Consider the following 15453-nt stretch of genomic DNA (forward strand, 5'->3'; position numbering starts at 1 on the left):
CTCTCAGCGAAAGGCTTTGATTGCTCAAAGAATCTGAAATGCTTCCAATGTTGGTGTGCCCCTTCGAAGAATGCCGGCGCTGCGTCTTCGAGGTCTGTATCAATGATTGTGCGTGGGATTAGTTGCCCTTCGGCTAACTGAACCGACAGCCGAAATTGGTTGTTCGCAATAAGCAGGTCAGGCTCTATCATCCATGCGACTCCTCACGGCCTAGGTATTGCGACAAGCGGCGGCGGTTTGCAAGCTTGCAAACGCGCGTGTCCGCCAGTCTGGAGGCCATTTGAAAATCGCCGAAAAGTTCGTCAGAAGAATTGCTCTGCGAGGGCCGCTCGGGATGCTGTGCGCACCAACAATGGCACAGCAGGCCGACCAGAAATCCTACAGCTGGGCGGTATTTCGGAATTGTCAGGGTTCATCGCCGACGCAGACCCACCGCGGCGGAGCCGCTACCGTCTGCTGTCCTGCGGCTTCTGGTGAGGTTCCTGGCTTTTCGACCACCAGACAAAATACAGCGAGCCCATCTTCATCACAGGCACGCGGCGGTCGCGTTCCCTGGCCCGCAACTCACGATAGGTCTTCATCTTCAGAGTGCCGCCAGGCAACCTGATACGCACTGCCATCGGTCCAACTCCCGTTGTGCAACGCAGCAATTTTCGTGCAATGCGGTAAGTAGAGACCTTCCGTTGCGGAAGAGTCAACAGCAGGATCATCAACTTATTTTGCGAGCTGCGGAGGCTTCGCGGTGCCGGGCGGGCAGGGCCGGCCGAAAGAGCTTTATCCTGGCGACTGATCATCAATCAGGCGCTGGCGGTTCGACCACCAGGTGAAATAGATCCGGCCGATCTTGACGACGGGTATGCGGCGGGCGCGTTCGCGGTCGCGCAATTCGCGGTACACCTTCACCTTCAGTGTGCCGCCAGGCATCCTGATACGCACCGCCATCGATTCCGCCACCCCATTGTGCAATGCAGCATCAGAGACCTTCCGCTGCGGAAGAGTCAATGCCTGCCCGCTGACTATTTCTGGGACTAGTCGAGCGGTCTTGAGGTTCGGGCGCGCGCGGCGGTTCCCGATCCCGCACGGGGCGCCAGTGCCAGTTGGGATCGTCGGGTGCGGGGGCTATTTCCTGGGCGAGGATTTATTGGGCGAGGATGGGCGACCGGACATGCCGCTCGGCCACCAGATGACGAAGTAATTGCCGAACTGCCAAACCGGCACCTCGCGTTTCTGCTCGCGGCGCCGCAGCTCGTCCCTTTTCTTGATCTTCAAGGTGCCGCCTGGAAGCCTGATTCTTATCGTCACGTGTCCTCCCGTACCCGCTACAGGTACGAACGATAGACGGGAACAGTTTCATCCCGGCTAAGCAATTTCATCCAGGTCGAGCAATTTCGGGCGCGGTAGACGCAGGAACCGGGACCTGAGCGAGATCGCCGGAACTGGCTTCATTTGAAGAAATCCGCAATGCCGTTGATGGCCAGCACCGCATAGACGATCGGTCCGGCGATAAACGCACAATAGAGGCAGAGGATCGCCGACAGCACCAGCAGCAGCGGCTTGTCGCGACCGACGGTGCGGAGCTCGGACTTCACCGTCCAGCGCGCCGCAGCGGTTTGTTCATCATCAGACATGTGCACCATCCCGCGGCCATTTCACACGGCAGGTCGAAAACATCAACCTTCCTTGCAACATCGGCACGGGCTGCCGCCCAATTCTGCTTTGCCGCCACGCATCTGCTTTTTCAACCTCAAAACCTTGCCCGCGAGGGCGGAAAGGACTGCCCATGGACATGACGTTCAGGGGCGCCGCCAGGCGCCTCGATGATATAGACTTGCCGAAACTCGGTGCCCGGATCGGCGTCGGCGAGGACGAGATGCACGCGTTCCTCGATGTTGAAACCAGCGGGCGCGGCTTCGACGCCGTTGGCCGGCCGGTCATCCTGTTCGAACCGCACGTCTTCTACCGCAACCTGTCGGGTGCCAAGCGGGCAAAGGCGGTAGCCGCCGGCCTCGCCTATCCGAAGTGGGGCGCAAAGCCCTATCCCAGGGACAGCTACCCACGGCTCAGGGCAGCTTGTGCGATCGACGAAACCGCGGCGCTCAAATCCGCTTCGTGGGGGCTGGGTCAGGTCCTCGGCGAGAATTTCAAGGCCGCGGGCTTCCTTACCGTGCAGGCGATGGCCGAGGCAATGATGGCGGACGAGGCGCTGCAGCTCGGTGCGGCGATCGATTTCATCGTCGCGAACCGGCTCGACGGCAATCTGCGCAATCATGACTGGGCTGCTTTTGCCAAGGGCTACAACGGCGCCGGCTACCGCAAGAACGCCTACGATACCAGGCTTGCCGAGGCCTATCGCAAATGGTCGCGCATCAAGGACACGCCCTGGCCGTCTGCCGGTCCGGTGTCATCGGCGGTCGTCCCCGCAGTCCCGCCAGAGCCCGCTAAGCCAATTGCCGTTCCGCAAGCGACCGCTGCGCCCGCGTCCTCTGCACCTCCCGTGCCTGCCGCCAGGCCCGGCCTCTGGGCAGCGCTGATCGCAGCCATCCTGAAACTATCAGCCATCCTGAAACTGTTTGGAAGGAAATGACATGTGGACCCGGATCAAGAGCTTCTTCCGCGGCAGCGAAACAATATTCTGGGCGCGGCTTCAGGCGGCCATCGGCGTTATCGCGACCGTCGTTACCTATGTCGACCCGCAGGTTCTTTCGCCGATTATCCCAGGGGAATGGTTCCCCTGGTTTCTTGTGATCAACGGCGTTTTGACCGAGTTCCTGCGCCGCCGCCGCGCGGAGGATTTGTGATGGCCGCACTCCTCGCCATTCTCAGCGCCATCCTCGGCAACAAGGTCGTCATGACGGTATTGGCCGCTGCGGCCGGCGGCATCGGCCTTTATGTTGCCGGCGGCATCAACCGGGCGAAGAAGGAGGCGGTCAAACAGGCCGAGGCAAAAGTCGCGGCCGCCGAAGACCGCCTGGAAATGAGCCGCGAGGCCGCCGCCGAAGAGCGCAAGGCCGCCGGCATGACCGATGCGGCAGCCAGAGCGGAGGCTGGGAAATGGGCAAGGCGCTGATCCTCTGCCTGGTGCTCGCCGGCTGCACGACAACCGCGCCGGCCGGTAATCCGCGCCAGGTCTGGTGCGACCATAACCAGCCGCGCCGGCCATCGGCGGCCGTGGTCGCCGCCATGACCCGGCCCGAGCTCGACGAGATGAATGCCTTCAACGGGCAGGGCGCCAGATGGTGCGGGTGGACGCCATGATGCACGAGTTGCTCGACGTCCTGGGCATCAAGGCGCCGGTGTTGGTCGCCGGCCTGTCCGGCGGCATTTTGCGGGCCTTGTCGCGCCATCGCTACAAGGTCCGCGAAATGGTGGCCTCGCCGATCTGCGGCGCGCTGGCGGCGGCCTATCTGACGCTGCCGGTCGTGCATTATTTCCGCGCCGCCGGCCTGCCCATTCCTTCTCCGGACGACGACACCACGACGCTGGCCGCGGCGTTCCTAATCGGCGTCTCGGCCATGTGGATTTCGGACATCGTCTTCGAAATGATCGTGCGCCGGTTCGGGCCGGTGAAGGAGGAGTAAGCCGCCCAAGCCCGACGAAATAGTGACGTTCAGTTGGAGCCCGCCGCACCGAAAGGTNCCGAAAGGTGCGGCGGGCTTTTTTGCATTTTCCCTCGCATTCTGTACGATCTTTCTTTCGCGACAGGGCGGCTCGATCCGGCGCTGCCCGACCAAGATGCGCGTTAGGCATGGGAGATGGTGTCATGCTTGCCAAGGTCCTGACACAAGCGGCAGTCCTGACAGCCGGGGCGCTTCTGTTTGCCGCGACGGCCCACGCCCGGCCGGACAGCCGCGCGATGACGTGCGAACAGACACAGCTTCTGATCCAGAGGCATCGCTCGGTGGTGCTGACCACCGGCCAGAACACCTACGATCGATACGTCCGCCAATTCGGCAATGAATGCGACTGGCCGCAGGTGCCGCGCGCCGCTTATATCAAGACGCGTGACGGTCAATGTCCGGTCTATCGCTGCCAGGATCCGGTCTTCGACCTCCCGGACTGAAAGCAAGGGTTTTTCATCCGACCGCCGATGCAGAATGCGGAAGGCGGTGGCTCATTCCTCGTCGAAAGGACCACCTTCCCGTTGGAGATCGCGCGAAATGACGCGTTCATCGGTGTCGTCCGGCAAGGCCTCGTCGCTTTCCTGGTAAGCGTTATCGTCGTCCTCCTCCGGCAGTTCGCCGCTTTTCTCGACGTCGTAGCGAATATCGCCGTTTTGCGGCACGCCGTCAGGGAGGATTCTCCCGCTCCGGATGGCGTCCCAGTCCTGCTGCTGGATCGTCGGGCTCTCCGTCTCGTCGTCGGTTCGTTCTTTCCTGCGCGGTTTCATCGCGGTTCTCCATAATGTCAGGGGCCCTGAATTGGCTCAGTGGTTGAACTCATAAGTCTGGCGGCCGGTTCCGGGCCGCTGCGGTCCGGGCGCATTGCCGCACGACGGAACCAATCGCGCCTGCCCGCCTTCACATTCAGAAGATACTGGCGCGAAAGGAGCTCGACATGAGACCGCTCATTTTCTTGCCGTATATGCTAGGTGCGCTGCTGCTGGCGGTGCCGGCGGCCGCGCAGCCGGGCGAACAGGCGCAATCCGACCGCTGCAAAGTCGAGCTGCCCGACAAGAACAGCGAGCAGCAGAAGCCGGCCGGCAACAATTTGTCCGATACGCTCGAGCCATGCGGTGGGGTGCTGAAGCCCCCGCCAACGGGCGATCAGGGCATGGCGGCGCCACCGCCGGATGAGGGCAAGACCCCGGTGATCAAGCCCGGCGAGGTGCCGCCACAGCCGCCAAAGCAGTAGCAGCGACGAGCGGCAACTTCGCGCCGCTTGCGCCGGCAGGTTTGTTGCACTCGCTTAGGAACATTAGCTTGTCCTAAATGTTATTTCAGACGCAGTAGATATCACCCCCCTCCGGTATCGCTGCTGATCGGGAAACCGATCGGCCCGCGTCTTGCGACGCGGGCCACCGCAGTTCATTCGCAGTCCATTCGCCGCATCGCGCGGGCACTTCACCGGTGTTCGATTAGCCGCCACTTACGGAACAACAAGGTGGCGTGGGCGTTTGCCTAGAGGGTTCGCCGCTTCGACCGGAATGCCGCGTCGCAATTGTAAGGGCGAGGCCCGTAACAACAGGAGTAGACGATGAAAATCCACCTTGTTCCTGCTGCGGCGGGATTGGCGTTGCTTGCCGGCGTCGGCGTGGCCACCGCGGACCAGGTGATTGTCACGCCCGAACAGCAGACGGTCATCCGCGAATACGTCCACAAGCACCCGCTTGCGTCGATCAGTCTTCTGGGGGTGGAGCTCAATATCGGTTCCACGTTGCCCGATACGGTCGAGCTGCAACCGATCGATGTTCCAGACGTGCGGTACAGATACGTCGTCGTCGGCAATCGCACCGTGCTCGTCGACCCCGGCACCCGCAAGATCGTGCAGGTCATCGAGTGATCGGCGTTGCCAAACCGCGAACCGGGTTTGGAAAGGTCACGGTCTAATAACCAAATCAGAGCTCCATCCCGAGCGATCGGGATGGAGCCGCTGTCGTCTCGAAACAAGGAAAGGAGCCATTCCCATGCTGCCGCATGTCGAGCCGGTCAACGTGGCCGCCGCCGTCGACAAACTGCTTGCTGAACGAGGCGATGGTCTGCTGTCGATGAAGGCGGCGATAGCACTGTTGCGCAAACGCACCGGAACCGAGCGCTCGGACGCCGACCTTGAAGGGCTGATCATCAAGAAGGCGGCGCTCCTCGGCGTCGCTGTCCTGTGTGACAGAGAGGCTCAATGACGGTGTTGCCTGCGCCTCAAGACGCGGGTCGAAATTTCAGCTAGAACAGCGTTGCTTACGCATGAACCGAGCCGACGGAGGCAACAGTGACGGACAGGCAGGAACGGATTCGCCAGCGAGCACACGCGATCTGGGAACAGGCAGGCAGGCCCGACGGGGCCCATCAGCAGCATTGGGATCAGGCTACCGCCGAAATCGACGCAGAAACCGCCGCGCCGGAGACCGCCAGCCGACCGAAGCCGAAAGCACGCCAGCCTAAGCCGGCGCCCGTCACCAAGGACGGAAGCAAACCCAAGGCGCCACGCAAAGCGTGAACGAGCGGATTTAGGCAGACTTGGATTGAACGCGTCCAAACGGCAGAATTCAGATCCATTATAGGCTACGTTCATGGTATAGGCCCGGCCGCCTTGTCCGGATCGGTCCGGTCACGGCGGAACTGCCCTGCCCAAGGCAATGGCAACAGCCATTCCTCGTGCCTGCCAGTGCAGAGCTCATATTCAGGCGCGAGATTCGTCGGCGCCAAGCCCGCCATCCCAATGGCGGGCTACTTACCGCCTTGCACGTGGCGGCAGCAGGGCGGGGCTCACACGAGCACGCGCCTCAGTGTGTTTGACGGCCAGGATCCGGCGAAGCGGACGCTCCGTCTTCCAAGGCGTCCCAGCCCACGGCGGGGCTTCTTTGCATCAGCTGAGGGCACGCAAACTCCGCCAGATCGGTTTCCGCGAAGCCGTCGAACTCGATAGCCGCCCCGTAGAGCTGGGCTGCTTGCATGACGAGCCATTCGATGTCTTCGCGCGCAACATTCTCGGCGAGGTTCTGCAGTCGCGCGGCTTCGGCGACAGCAGTCAGATTGATGGCAATCCCGGACCGCAATGTAGCCCGAACTCGGGAACTGACGTCTTCGTGCAGGCGAACCGAAAATCCGTAGCGCATGGAAAACCTTCCCTTCAGGAGCGGTTTATCCCTCGCTTTCACCATGCGCCCAGAGTCGGCGATTGACAAGCGAAAATCTTGAAAAATCATTTAGTATCAAATAGTTAGTGTATTTTGTCGATTGTGCGGTTGATGCTTGATCCGCTTCATTGGATTTCTGCACGGATCACGCATCTGGAGATCTTGACGTACTCTGCCAACATACCTAACTCTACGAAGAATTAGGAACATGCTAACTCAGCTAGTTTTAGCCTGGTATGACTGGAGGCCGAGATGTCCGAACTGGAACGCCCGGAACGATTGCAGATCATGCTGACCGCCGATGAACTGGCGGCGTTGGAGAACTGGCGCTTCGACAAGCGCATGCCGAGCCGGTCGGCCGCGGTACGGGAACTTTTGAGGCGAGGCCTCACAGCCGATGGTTTCCTGACGGCGGCGCATGGGACCAAGTCGCGCGATTTCGGCATTCTGCCGCATTCTGCAGATGGCGACGGGGCAGTCGACGGGGTGCCCCAGAAGGAATAGCGCCGTTTCCGCCGCGGATCGCCCGCTCTCCGACCGTGCTTCGCGTCTCTCTTGCTTCGCGATGAGCTGTGAATGTCTGGTCTGCTGATCGCTGCGAAGTAGAAGAGATCCAAAGCTCTGTCTTGCCAGACGCTCCGCAATCAGGGAGTGCTTGATCGGCATGGTGTGGGCTCGGGAATTTTGCCGATGACGCTGGAATTGACGGCCGGCGACCAGTCGATGCTGCATGGCGAGCAAGGCTCGGCAGCCGCTGCCGCCATGAAGATCCTGGTTGCCTTTTCGAAGGCGGTCGGCGCGCGCAAATTGCTGGACATTGCCGGTGCCCATATCGACGGCTGCCTTTATCACGGCCAGGCCAGCCTCGATTTCGTCGAAATGCTGATCGAGGGCGGCGGCCGCGTTCGGGTGCCGACGACGCTGAACGTCGGTTCGTTCGACCTCATCCATCCCGGATTGGTGAAGATGCCGGTGTCGCAAGAAACGCCGGCGCGACGCCTGATGAAGGCGCATCTGGAACTCGGCTGCCAGGCGACCTTCACCTGCGCACCCTATCAGACCCGGTTCCGGCCAAGGTTCGGCGAGCAGATCGCCTGGGGTGAGTCCAACGCCATCGTCTTTGCCAATTCGGTGATCGGGGCGCGGACCAACCGCTATGGCGATTTTATCGATTTGTGCTGCGCAATGACCGGGCGCGCGCCGGCATGGGGGCTGCATCTGAGTGAAAATCGACGAGGCCAGGTCCTGTTCGAGCTGACTGACGCTGCTTTCGAGCCAAGCGACGCTCTGTTTGTCGGCGTCGGGCTGATCATCGGGCAAAGGGCTCGCGACCGCATCCCTGTCATATCGGGCCTGCCGCAGCCGCGCGACGAGGACCAATTGAAGGCGCTGGGGGCGGCGGCGGCAACGACGGGTGCCGTGGCGCTGTTTCATGCCGTCGGCATCACGCCGGAGGCGAAGACGCCGGATGAGGCGTTGCACGGCCTGGCGCCGGAGGAAAAAATCCGGATCTCTCGCGCTGACATCCACCATGCGCTGGCCAGGCTGTCGAGCGTCCCCGACGGCGTGCAGCTTGCAGCCGTGTCGTTAGGCACGCCGCATTTCTCCCATGAAGAGTGGATGCGCCTGTTGCCGCTGCTGCGCGAAGTCGGTCCAGGCAAGGGTGTCCCAATCTATGTCAACACAGGGCGCGCGACGCTGACGCGGCTGCAGGACGAAGGCGCACTGGCCGGCATGGAAGCCTTCGGCCTCGTTCCGGTCACCGACACCTGCACCTATGTCACGTCGATCCTCGAGCGTCTCGATGGCGTGGTGATGACCAATTCGGGCAAATGGGCGCATTACGCACCTGGCAATATCGGTGTCTCGGTGGCCTTCGGTGACATGGAAGACTGCGTCCGCTCGGCTGCGGCCGGCCGCGTCGTGCGAGGCGCGCCATGAAGACGCCGGCCAGAACCGGTACATTCCACCTTTCCGGCTCGGCACAAGGCCCAGCGCTGGTGCTTTCGCAGGCGCTCAGCTTCTGGGGCGGGATCGACGTCGAAACGGGCGACATCATCGACCATTCGCATCCGGACCTGGGCGGCAATATCGCCGGCAAGATCCTGGTGATGCCGAGCGGGCGAGGGTCGTCGTCCTCGTCTTCGGTTCTAGCCGAAGCGATCCGCAGAGGCACGGCGCCGGCCGGCATTATCCTGGAGCGGCCGGACCCGATCCTTGCCGTCGGCGCCATCGTTGCCGAATTCCTCTACGAAATCAGCATGCCGCTGGTTGTCTGCGACATGTCAGGCATTGTCTCCGGCGACCGGATCGCAATCGGTCTGGGCGAAGATGCGCAAGCGATGGTGAGCAAGCTCTAGCCGGCCATCAGTCCCGCCGCGCCCCGCCGCCAGTAGGCTGCCGCCAGTGTTTCGTTGCGGCCGAGCGCCAGCGTGCCGCGCCAGTGTTCGCGCACCGTCGTGGCGGCTGCCGCTTCGGCCGCAAACCAGCCGAACGCCGAACCGGTCGGCCATGCGAGCAAGCTTACCCACAGGGGCGAAATGGCATGGTCGGCAGTGATAGCCGGCGCGGGCACATGCGCTGGTTTCGATCGGGCAGCATGACGGTTATGCTGCCGATGGCGTGTCTGTCCTTGCGCCGTCTTGCGGGTTCAAGGCACTGGCCGCCGAGACGGTCGTCGCCGGCGGCGGAGACGAAGGCGCTGTTCGTATTGGGCGGCGCATCTATGATCGGCATCGGCCCTTCTTTCAGATCTCCGGGATGCTTTCCCTGAAGATCACTTGCAGCCGTGGCTGGTGCAGTTCGTAAGGCAAGCCCCTGACCGCATGGCTCAAGGTGTTGAGCGCCTCGCGGGCTTCGACACGCGGGTTCTGGTCGATGACCGCGTCGAGCGTGCCGTCGAGCAGAAGCTCCTTGGTGCCTTCCGTCACCTCATGGCCGAGAAAGACCGTCGACAGCGCGCGCCCGCGCTCCTTGAGTGCGCGGGCGATGCCGGTGTTGCCGGCGCCGACATTGTAGATGGCGGCCAGGTCCGGGTGCCGGTCGAGCAGGGCGGAGGCCTCCGAATAGGCCTTCTCCCGGTCGTCGAGCATCTCGCGCATCTCGACGATCTGCAGATTGGGCGATTCTTCCGCCAGTATGTGGCGGAAGCCCATCTCGCGCTCCTCGTGGCCGCGGTAGGAGAGCGAACCGGCGAACAGCGCGACCTTGCCCGGACGCCCGGCACCCATGAAGCGGTTGAGAAGGTAGCCGGCGAGCCGGCCGGCGGCGCGGTTGTCGATGCCGATATAGGCAACCCGCGGCACATGCAGGATGTCGGAAGCGATGGTGACGACCCTGACGCCGCTGGCCGAAAGTGAGCGGATCGCCTCGCGGACCGTCGGATGGTCGAGCGCGATCACACCGACGCCTTGCGTCTGCCCGTGCAGTTCCTGCAGCAGACGCGCAAGCCGGTCCGGATTGAAGCCTTCGATGGTAGCGACGCGGACGTCGAGGTCCGGCCGCGCCTGCGCCTGCGCCTCGATCTGGCGGTGCAGCATCTTGATGAAGGAATTGGTGCCGGCGGGCAGGGCGAAATCCAGCCGTATGACCTCGCCAGTAACCGCGTTGCGCTGGTTCGGATTGTTCGAATTTTCAGCGATATAGCCAAGCCGCTGTGCCGTTTCGAGCACGACCTCGCGGGTGCGCGCCCGAACCCCGGCGCGGTTGTTGAGCACACGGTCGACCGTGGCGGCCGAAACGCCGGCCTCCCGGGCTATGTCTGTCAGGGTGGACCGCACTGTCGATCACCTCATTCCAAAACGCGCCAGGGGCGCATCGAGATCACGCATTTCATGGGTCCACCGTCGGAGAGCGGCTTCATCGCCGTCCGCGATTCTGATGGGAAATGATGTAACCGGCCTTGGCCGATGCGCAAGCCGCCGCGCTACACCAAAATGCCCAAGCAGACCAAAGCGGGGAGGTGGGCAGCCGGGCTCCCTCAAATTCAAGCACCGGCTTCAGTATGAGAGCCTTTACAAACGCCATTCTTCCCCTCCCATGAGATGTTATGAGGTGTATTGATTATTTATGATGTTGACAGCCTTCGTATAGTGCCGTCAATATCCATCATAAGGGCCGTGGAGGAACAAGGCCCTGAGGGAGGAGTTCCAATGTCGAATTTGATCCGCGTGTCGCGGCGCCGTTTGCTGGCGTCCGGTGGAAAGGCGGCAGTCCTTGTTGCCGCCGCAGGTATTGCACCGAAATTCATTCGCCCAAGCCGTGCCTATGCGGCCGATGCCCTGGCGCCCGGCATGATCGGTGGCCCGACGGGCTTCGACGGCTCGGAGCGCTACCAGTATGGCGCCGACACGCCCGAGGGCCGCGCCATCGAGGCGGCCAGGGCGATGAAGGGCGCCGGCAAGGCGCCGGCCAAGATCGTACTTGGCCTGTCCGACGGCTCGATCGGCCAGTTGACCCAGCCGTTTCCGGCCGGCGCGCCGTCGATCAAGGATCTCTGGGAGAAGGAAACCGGCATTCCGTTGGAAATCGTCGGTGTGCCAAACGGCCAGGAATTCACCAAGACGATGCAGGACATCTCCACCAAGGGTGGGGCATATGACATCTACGCGGTCGAATGGAACCGCCTTGGCGACCTCGCCGAAACCGGCGGCATCCTCAAGCTCGACGACTTCGTCGCGCAATACAAGCCGGAATGGGACGATCCCGAGCGCGGCTATGTCGACGGCGCCAAGGGCGTCTCGCTGCTCAACCAGTATCGCGGCTCGACCTACGGCGTGTCGCTGGATGGCGACTTCCAGACATGGGTCTACCGTACCGATCTGTTCGGCGACGCAAACGAGAAGAAGGCCTTCTCCGACAAATACGGCTATGAACTGGCGGCGCCGAAGACCTGGAAGCAGCATGACGAGATCGCGGCCTTCTTCCAGCGCCCGGACAAGGGCCTGTTCGGCTCGACCGATCTGCGCAACCAGGGCTGGGGCTACACCAACTGGTATCAGCGTTATGTCTCAATGGCTTCGCCCAATCAGTTCTTGTTCGACGATACCGGCAAGCCGCTGATCAATTCTGAGCAAGGTATCGCGGCGACCAGCGAGTACATCGCTTCGCTTTCGCACCATTCGCCGGACGCGATCTCCTGGGGCTGGCCGGAGCAGTACGGCAATTTCGCCAAGGGCGGTGCGGCCATGACCTGCGCCTTCTCCAATCTGCCGAAATTCCTCGACAATGCCGGCAACAAGGATTCAGCTGTCACCGGCAAGATCGGCTCGATGCTGCCGCCCGGCCGCGAAATCGACGGCAAGCTGGTCAGCCGGTCGGTGCTGTGGCTCAATCTGTCGGCGTCGGTGTCCTCGCAAGCCAAGAATCCGGAGGCCTGCTACCTGTTCCTGCAGTGGCTGGGCTCAAGCCGCATCTACGCCTGGATGACTGCCAATCCGGGCGGCTACTTCGATCCGTTCCGGCTATCGGATTTCTCGGATCCGCTGGTTCGCCAGACCTATCACGCCTACCACATGGACGTGGTGCGAGAGACGGTCGCCCGCACCGTGCCCACCATCAACTATCCCGGCGCCACCGCCTTCCACAACGCGCTGGACGAGAACCTCGTCGCCGCGCTGACCAAGGCCAAGACAGCCGAGCAGGCGATGGCCGACACCGAGGCCGAGTGGAAGAAGATTGCCCGCCGCACCGGCGAGGAGAAGCTTCTCGAAGCCATCAAGACCAACAAGGAGGCCTGGCCGACCGTCCTCGATCCGATCGCCTGATCGTCGCAGGATCTTACCAAGAAGGGGAGGAGCGGTCGCTCTTCCCCTCGGCAACGAAGGACCCAGCAAAGCCGCAAGATGAAGCGTTCAGTTCCTTTCGAGATATTCCGCTATGCCGCGATCGTTGCGGCGATGGCGGTGACGCTGGTGCCGATCCTGTGGATGGTGTCGATGGCGTTCAAGCCGATCGCCGAATGGTCGGCGACCGGCGCCGACCTGACCTGGTGGCCGAAGAACCCGACACTCAGCAATTTCCGCTTCGTCTTCGGTGAATCGACCAACAATCTGATCGTCGCGCTCGACCGCACAGCTTTGAAGCCGATCCTGTCGTCGCTGCTGTCGGCCACATTCGGTACGGCAATCGCCATGTCGGCGGGCACCGCGGCGGCCTACGGCCTGTCGCGCTTCGGCTCGGGCCAGAACCTGCCGCTGGCGCTGATCCAGCTTCGCCTGTTTCCGCCGATGGCGGTCATGACCCCGGTGATGATCATGTGGGCCTTCCTCAATTTCACCGACAGCTGGTGGGGGCTGTCGTTGATCTACGGCATCGTCACGCTGCCTTTCGCCTTCTGGCTGATGAAGACCTTCTTCGACGACATGCCGCGCGAGATCGAGGAAGCGGCGCTGGTCGAGGGCTGCTCGCGGTGGCGCGTCTTCACCCGCATCACGCTGCCGATGATGCGCGCGCCGCTGGCCAGTGCTGCGCTGTTCGTCTTCATCCTCAACTGGTCGGACTATCTGATTGCATTGCTTCTGACGACGCGCGAATGGGTGACGGTCCCTGTCTACATGGCCTCGCTGTCCTCATCGATGACCGGACAGCTCTACGGCGCCAAGGCAGCCCTCGGCCTGATAGCGGCAGTGCCGCCTGTCATCATGGGCATCGCCATCCAGCGCCATCTGGTGCGCGGACTGACCTTCGGGGCGCTCAAGCAATGAGCGCGGTGACTGCGACGATTTCGGAGGGCGACATGCAAGCCTCCAAAGCGGCGTCGGTGCTGCCGGACGAGGGCGCAAAGCTCGGCTTCCGGCTGACGCTGCCGGCGCAGATCCTGGTGCTGTTCATCGCCGTCTTCCCGCTCCTGATGCAGCTCTACATCAGCCTGACCGACTGGTCGCCACTGTCAGGCACCGGCTGGTGGAACGCCTGGTCGATGTGGAACAGTTTCGCCAACTACACCGACCTTGCCGCCGATGCGNCTGTTTGCCGACGAGTTCCCCGGCAAGCGGATCTTCTACTCGATCCTCTTGATGCCGATGATGGTGGTGCCGGCGGTGGCCGGCTACATGTTCTTCATGCTGTTTCAGTCAGGCGGCCCGGTCAACGACATCCTGTCTGCGATCTCAGGCTTTCCCGTCACCATCGCCTGGCTGTCGGACCCGACGCTGGCGCTCATCGCCGTCATGGTCGCCGACATCTGGCAGTGGACGCCGCTGATGTTCCTGATCCTGCTTGCCGGCCTGGTCGGCGTGCCCGACGACCAGATCAAGGCGGCGACGCTGCTCGGCGCCAACCCGTGGCAGCGCTTCGTCACCATCGTGCTGCCGAAGATGAAGACGATCATCATCATCGCGCTGGCGATCAGGGTGATCGAGAACTTCAAGATCTTCGACACGCTTTACATCATGACCGGCGGCGGTCCCGGCGTCGCTACCGAAACCATCTCCGTCTACATCTACAAGCTCACCACCCAGGACCTGATCTGGGGCTATGTGGCGGCAATCGCGCTGGCCATATTGATCGTGCTGTCCATCGCTGCGGTGTTTGCCATGAAACGCATGGCCCGGGTACGCGAGGTGGCGGCATGAGCACCATCCACCTGCAGAACCTGGTCAAGAAATTCGGCGACTTCACCGCGCTGAAGACGATGGACCTGGCCATTGCCGACGGCGAGTTCATGGCGCTGCTCGGGCCGTCTGGCTGCGGCAAGTCGACGACGATGAACATGATCGCCGGCATGGAAGGGCCGACCAGCGGCAAGATCCTGTTTGGCGAGCGCGACATGGCCGGCGTGCCGATGGGGCGGCGCGGCGTCGGCTTCGTCTTCCAGAACTATGCGATCTTCACTCATATGAGCGTGCGGCAGAACCTCGCCTACGGGCCGAAAATGCGCGGCGCACCAAAGGCCGAGATCGGCCGCCGTGTCGACGCCATTGCCGAGATGCTGCAACTGACGCCGCTGCTCGACCGCAAGGCGGACAGACTGTCGGTCAACATATTGCAGCGGGTGGCGATCGGCCGTTCGGCGATCATGGAGCCGGCGATCTTCCTGCTCGACGAGCCGCTTTCCAATGTCGACGCCGCCTTCCGGGCAGTGATGCGGACCGAACTGAAGCAGTTGCAGCGGCAGTTCCGGCAGACCATGGTCTACGTCACCCACGATCAGCTCGAAGCAATGACCATGGCCGACCGCATCGCGGTGATGGACCACGGCGTGCTGCAGCAGGTCGGCACGCCGCTCGAGGTCTACAACAACCCGGCCAATGTCTTCGTCGCCCGCTTCATCGGCGCGCCGGGCATGAACCTGCTCAAGGGCAGGCCGGCGGAAAGCGACCGAGGTCTGGTCATCGATCTCGGCCCGCTCGGCGTGACACCGCCGCTGCCGGTCGAGATCGCAGATGCCGTACGCAGGATGCGCGGCGAGGTGTTTTATGGCTTTCGACCGGAGCAGGTGACGCTGGCTGAAGGTGGCCCTGGCCTGTCCATGCCGGTGAGTTTCGTCGAGCGGATCGGTGCGCGCACCATCATCCACCTTGGCGACGGCGAGACTGCGGTGAAGGCGGTGTTCGACAATGATGTCGGGCTGGCGATCGGGCAGACAGCCGTCGTCGCGCCTGCGGCGGAGGCGGTGCGCGTCTTCGACGCCGCCTCCGGTCTTGCATTGAGAGCAGGTTGAG

The 15453-nt window shown here is 62.6% G+C and carries 26 protein-coding genes and 1 pseudogene; 17 read left to right on the forward strand and 10 right to left on the reverse strand.

What is annotated here, in order from left to right; all coding sequences use genetic code 11:
- Nucleotides 1-446: 446 nt before the first annotated feature.
- The 4 genes from X773_RS77295 to X773_RS49275 all read right to left on the reverse strand — a co-directional run bounded on the left by X773_RS77295 (nucleotide 447) and on the right by X773_RS49275 (nucleotide 1628).
- Nucleotides 447-620, reverse strand: a complete 174-nt coding sequence (locus tag X773_RS77295; protein WP_023675754.1) for a hypothetical protein — start codon at nucleotides 618-620, stop codon at nucleotides 447-449.
- Between the two features lie 154 nt (nucleotides 621-774).
- Complete coding sequence (locus tag X773_RS77300; RefSeq protein ID WP_023675755.1) at nucleotides 775-942, reverse strand: hypothetical protein; 168 nt, start codon at nucleotides 940-942, stop codon at nucleotides 775-777.
- Nucleotides 943-1119: 177 nt separating this feature from the next.
- Nucleotides 1120-1302 carry a hypothetical protein gene (locus tag X773_RS49270; RefSeq protein ID WP_031211529.1) on the reverse strand — a complete coding sequence of 61 codons (183 nt, stop codon included), beginning with the start codon at nucleotides 1300-1302 and terminating at the stop codon, nucleotides 1120-1122.
- Nucleotides 1303-1442: 140 nt separating this feature from the next.
- Nucleotides 1443-1628 (reverse strand): hypothetical protein, encoded by a 186-nt coding sequence (locus tag X773_RS49275; protein WP_031211530.1) that lies wholly within the window; start codon nucleotides 1626-1628, stop codon nucleotides 1443-1445.
- Nucleotides 1629-1780: 152 nt separating this feature from the next.
- On the opposite strand from X773_RS49275, the gene X773_RS49280 reads away from it, so the two are divergent.
- The 6 genes from X773_RS49280 (at nucleotide 1781) to X773_RS49305 (ending at nucleotide 4060) form a co-directional block, all read left to right on the forward strand.
- A complete protein-coding gene (locus X773_RS49280) occupies nucleotides 1781-2584 on the forward strand; it encodes an N-acetylmuramidase family protein (RefSeq protein WP_023675758.1) in 804 nt (267 codons plus the stop codon).
- Nucleotide 2585: 1 nt separating this feature from the next.
- A complete protein-coding gene (locus X773_RS49285; RefSeq protein ID WP_023675759.1) occupies nucleotides 2586-2798 on the forward strand; it encodes a hypothetical protein in 213 nt (70 codons plus the stop codon).
- Entirely contained in the window at nucleotides 2798-3067 is a 270-nt protein-coding gene (locus X773_RS49290) for a hypothetical protein (protein ID WP_023675760.1), read from the forward strand. The genes X773_RS49285 and X773_RS49290 overlap by 1 nt, the downstream gene beginning before the upstream one ends.
- Entirely contained in the window at nucleotides 3052-3255 is a 204-nt protein-coding gene (locus X773_RS49295) for a hypothetical protein (RefSeq protein WP_023675761.1), read from the forward strand. The genes X773_RS49290 and X773_RS49295 overlap by 16 nt, the downstream gene beginning before the upstream one ends.
- Entirely contained in the window at nucleotides 3255-3578 is a 324-nt protein-coding gene (locus tag X773_RS49300) for a hypothetical protein (protein ID WP_023675762.1), read from the forward strand. Before X773_RS49295 ends, X773_RS49300 begins: the two co-directional genes overlap by 1 nt.
- 182 nt (nucleotides 3579-3760) lie before the next feature.
- The gene (locus X773_RS49305; RefSeq protein WP_023675763.1) at nucleotides 3761-4060 is read left to right on the forward strand and encodes a hypothetical protein; all 300 of its coding nucleotides are present in this window, start codon (nucleotides 3761-3763) and stop codon (nucleotides 4058-4060) included.
- Nucleotides 4061-4111: 51 nt separating this feature from the next.
- Here the strand turns inward: X773_RS49305 and X773_RS49310 are convergent, their stop codons facing one another.
- Nucleotides 4112-4387: a hypothetical protein gene (locus tag X773_RS49310; protein ID WP_023675764.1), complete on the reverse strand. Its 276-nt coding sequence runs from the start codon at nucleotides 4385-4387 to the stop codon at nucleotides 4112-4114.
- 167 nt (nucleotides 4388-4554) lie between these two features.
- On the opposite strand from X773_RS49310, the gene X773_RS49315 reads away from it, so the two are divergent.
- From X773_RS49315 to X773_RS49330, 4 genes are all read left to right on the forward strand, one after another.
- Nucleotides 4555-4851: a hypothetical protein gene (locus tag X773_RS49315; RefSeq protein ID WP_023675765.1), complete on the forward strand. Its 297-nt coding sequence runs from the start codon at nucleotides 4555-4557 to the stop codon at nucleotides 4849-4851.
- A gap of 342 nt (nucleotides 4852-5193) precedes the next feature.
- Nucleotides 5194-5499, forward strand: coding sequence for a DUF1236 domain-containing protein (locus X773_RS49320; protein WP_023675766.1), 306 nt, complete (start codon nucleotides 5194-5196; stop codon nucleotides 5497-5499).
- 124 nt (nucleotides 5500-5623) lie between these two features.
- Nucleotides 5624-5836 (forward strand): hypothetical protein, encoded by a 213-nt coding sequence (locus X773_RS49325; protein WP_023675767.1) that lies wholly within the window; start codon nucleotides 5624-5626, stop codon nucleotides 5834-5836.
- An 86-nt stretch (nucleotides 5837-5922) separates the two neighbouring features.
- The gene (locus tag X773_RS49330; RefSeq protein ID WP_023675768.1) at nucleotides 5923-6150 is read left to right on the forward strand and encodes a DUF2934 domain-containing protein; all 228 of its coding nucleotides are present in this window, start codon (nucleotides 5923-5925) and stop codon (nucleotides 6148-6150) included.
- 286 nt (nucleotides 6151-6436) lie between these two features.
- Here X773_RS49330 and X773_RS73605 read toward each other — a convergent pair whose 3' ends face one another.
- Nucleotides 6437-6859, reverse strand: coding sequence for a hypothetical protein (locus X773_RS73605; RefSeq protein WP_051406104.1), 423 nt, complete (start codon nucleotides 6857-6859; stop codon nucleotides 6437-6439).
- A gap of 183 nt (nucleotides 6860-7042) precedes the next feature.
- Here X773_RS73605 and X773_RS49335 point away from each other — a divergent pair, with 183 nt between their 5' ends.
- The 3 genes from X773_RS49335 (at nucleotide 7043) to X773_RS49345 (ending at nucleotide 9150) form a co-directional block, all read left to right on the forward strand.
- Nucleotides 7043-7294 carry a hypothetical protein gene (locus X773_RS49335; RefSeq protein ID WP_023675770.1) on the forward strand — a complete coding sequence of 84 codons (252 nt, stop codon included), beginning with the start codon at nucleotides 7043-7045 and terminating at the stop codon, nucleotides 7292-7294.
- Nucleotides 7295-7480: 186 nt separating this feature from the next.
- A complete protein-coding gene (locus tag X773_RS49340; protein WP_023675771.1) occupies nucleotides 7481-8731 on the forward strand; it encodes an aconitase X in 1251 nt (416 codons plus the stop codon).
- A complete protein-coding gene (locus X773_RS49345; protein WP_023675772.1) occupies nucleotides 8728-9150 on the forward strand; it encodes a DUF126 domain-containing protein in 423 nt (140 codons plus the stop codon). The genes X773_RS49340 and X773_RS49345 overlap by 4 nt, the downstream gene beginning before the upstream one ends.
- Here the strand turns inward: X773_RS49345 and X773_RS74325 are convergent.
- From X773_RS74325 to X773_RS49355, 3 genes are read right to left on the reverse strand one after another with little or no spacing between them, the layout of a single operon-like run.
- Complete coding sequence (locus X773_RS74325; RefSeq protein WP_023675773.1) at nucleotides 9147-9311, reverse strand: SIP domain-containing protein; 165 nt, start codon at nucleotides 9309-9311, stop codon at nucleotides 9147-9149. The two genes, X773_RS49345 and X773_RS74325, sit on opposite strands and share 4 nt — an antisense overlap.
- A 2-nt stretch (nucleotides 9312-9313) precedes the next feature.
- Nucleotides 9314-9526, reverse strand: coding sequence for a hypothetical protein (locus X773_RS77305; protein WP_023675774.1), 213 nt, complete (start codon nucleotides 9524-9526; stop codon nucleotides 9314-9316).
- Nucleotides 9527-9537: 11 nt separating this feature from the next.
- Complete coding sequence (locus X773_RS49355; protein WP_023675775.1) at nucleotides 9538-10569, reverse strand: LacI family DNA-binding transcriptional regulator; 1032 nt, start codon at nucleotides 10567-10569, stop codon at nucleotides 9538-9540.
- A 372-nt stretch (nucleotides 10570-10941) separates the two neighbouring features.
- Between X773_RS49355 and X773_RS49360 the strand changes: the two genes are divergently transcribed.
- On the forward strand, nucleotides 10942-12555 hold the full coding sequence (locus tag X773_RS49360; RefSeq protein WP_023675776.1) for an extracellular solute-binding protein: 1614 nt from the start codon (nucleotides 10942-10944) through the stop codon (nucleotides 12553-12555).
- Between the two features lie 78 nt (nucleotides 12556-12633).
- Nucleotides 12634-13494, forward strand: coding sequence for a carbohydrate ABC transporter permease (locus tag X773_RS49365; protein ID WP_023675777.1), 861 nt, complete (start codon nucleotides 12634-12636; stop codon nucleotides 13492-13494).
- Here the strand turns inward: X773_RS49365 and X773_RS78010 are convergent.
- Nucleotides 13484-13621 carry a hypothetical protein gene (locus X773_RS78010; protein WP_245274671.1) on the reverse strand — a complete coding sequence of 46 codons (138 nt, stop codon included), beginning with the start codon at nucleotides 13619-13621 and terminating at the stop codon, nucleotides 13484-13486. The genes X773_RS49365 and X773_RS78010 overlap by 11 nt on opposite strands.
- Between X773_RS78010 and X773_RS49370 the strand changes: the two are divergent.
- Nucleotides 13587-14364: pseudogene (locus X773_RS49370) on the forward strand (sugar ABC transporter permease). The gene X773_RS78010 and the pseudogene X773_RS49370 sit on opposite strands and share 35 nt — an antisense overlap.
- The gene (locus tag X773_RS49375; protein ID WP_023675778.1) at nucleotides 14361-15452 is read left to right on the forward strand and encodes an ABC transporter ATP-binding protein; all 1092 of its coding nucleotides are present in this window, start codon (nucleotides 14361-14363) and stop codon (nucleotides 15450-15452) included. Before X773_RS49370 ends, X773_RS49375 begins: the two are co-directional and overlap by 4 nt.
- Nucleotide 15453 lies beyond the last annotated feature (1 nt).

Origin of the sequence: Mesorhizobium sp. LSJC280B00, from assembly GCF_000502835.1 — a bacterium.
GTDB lineage: Bacteria > Pseudomonadota > Alphaproteobacteria > Rhizobiales > Rhizobiaceae > Mesorhizobium.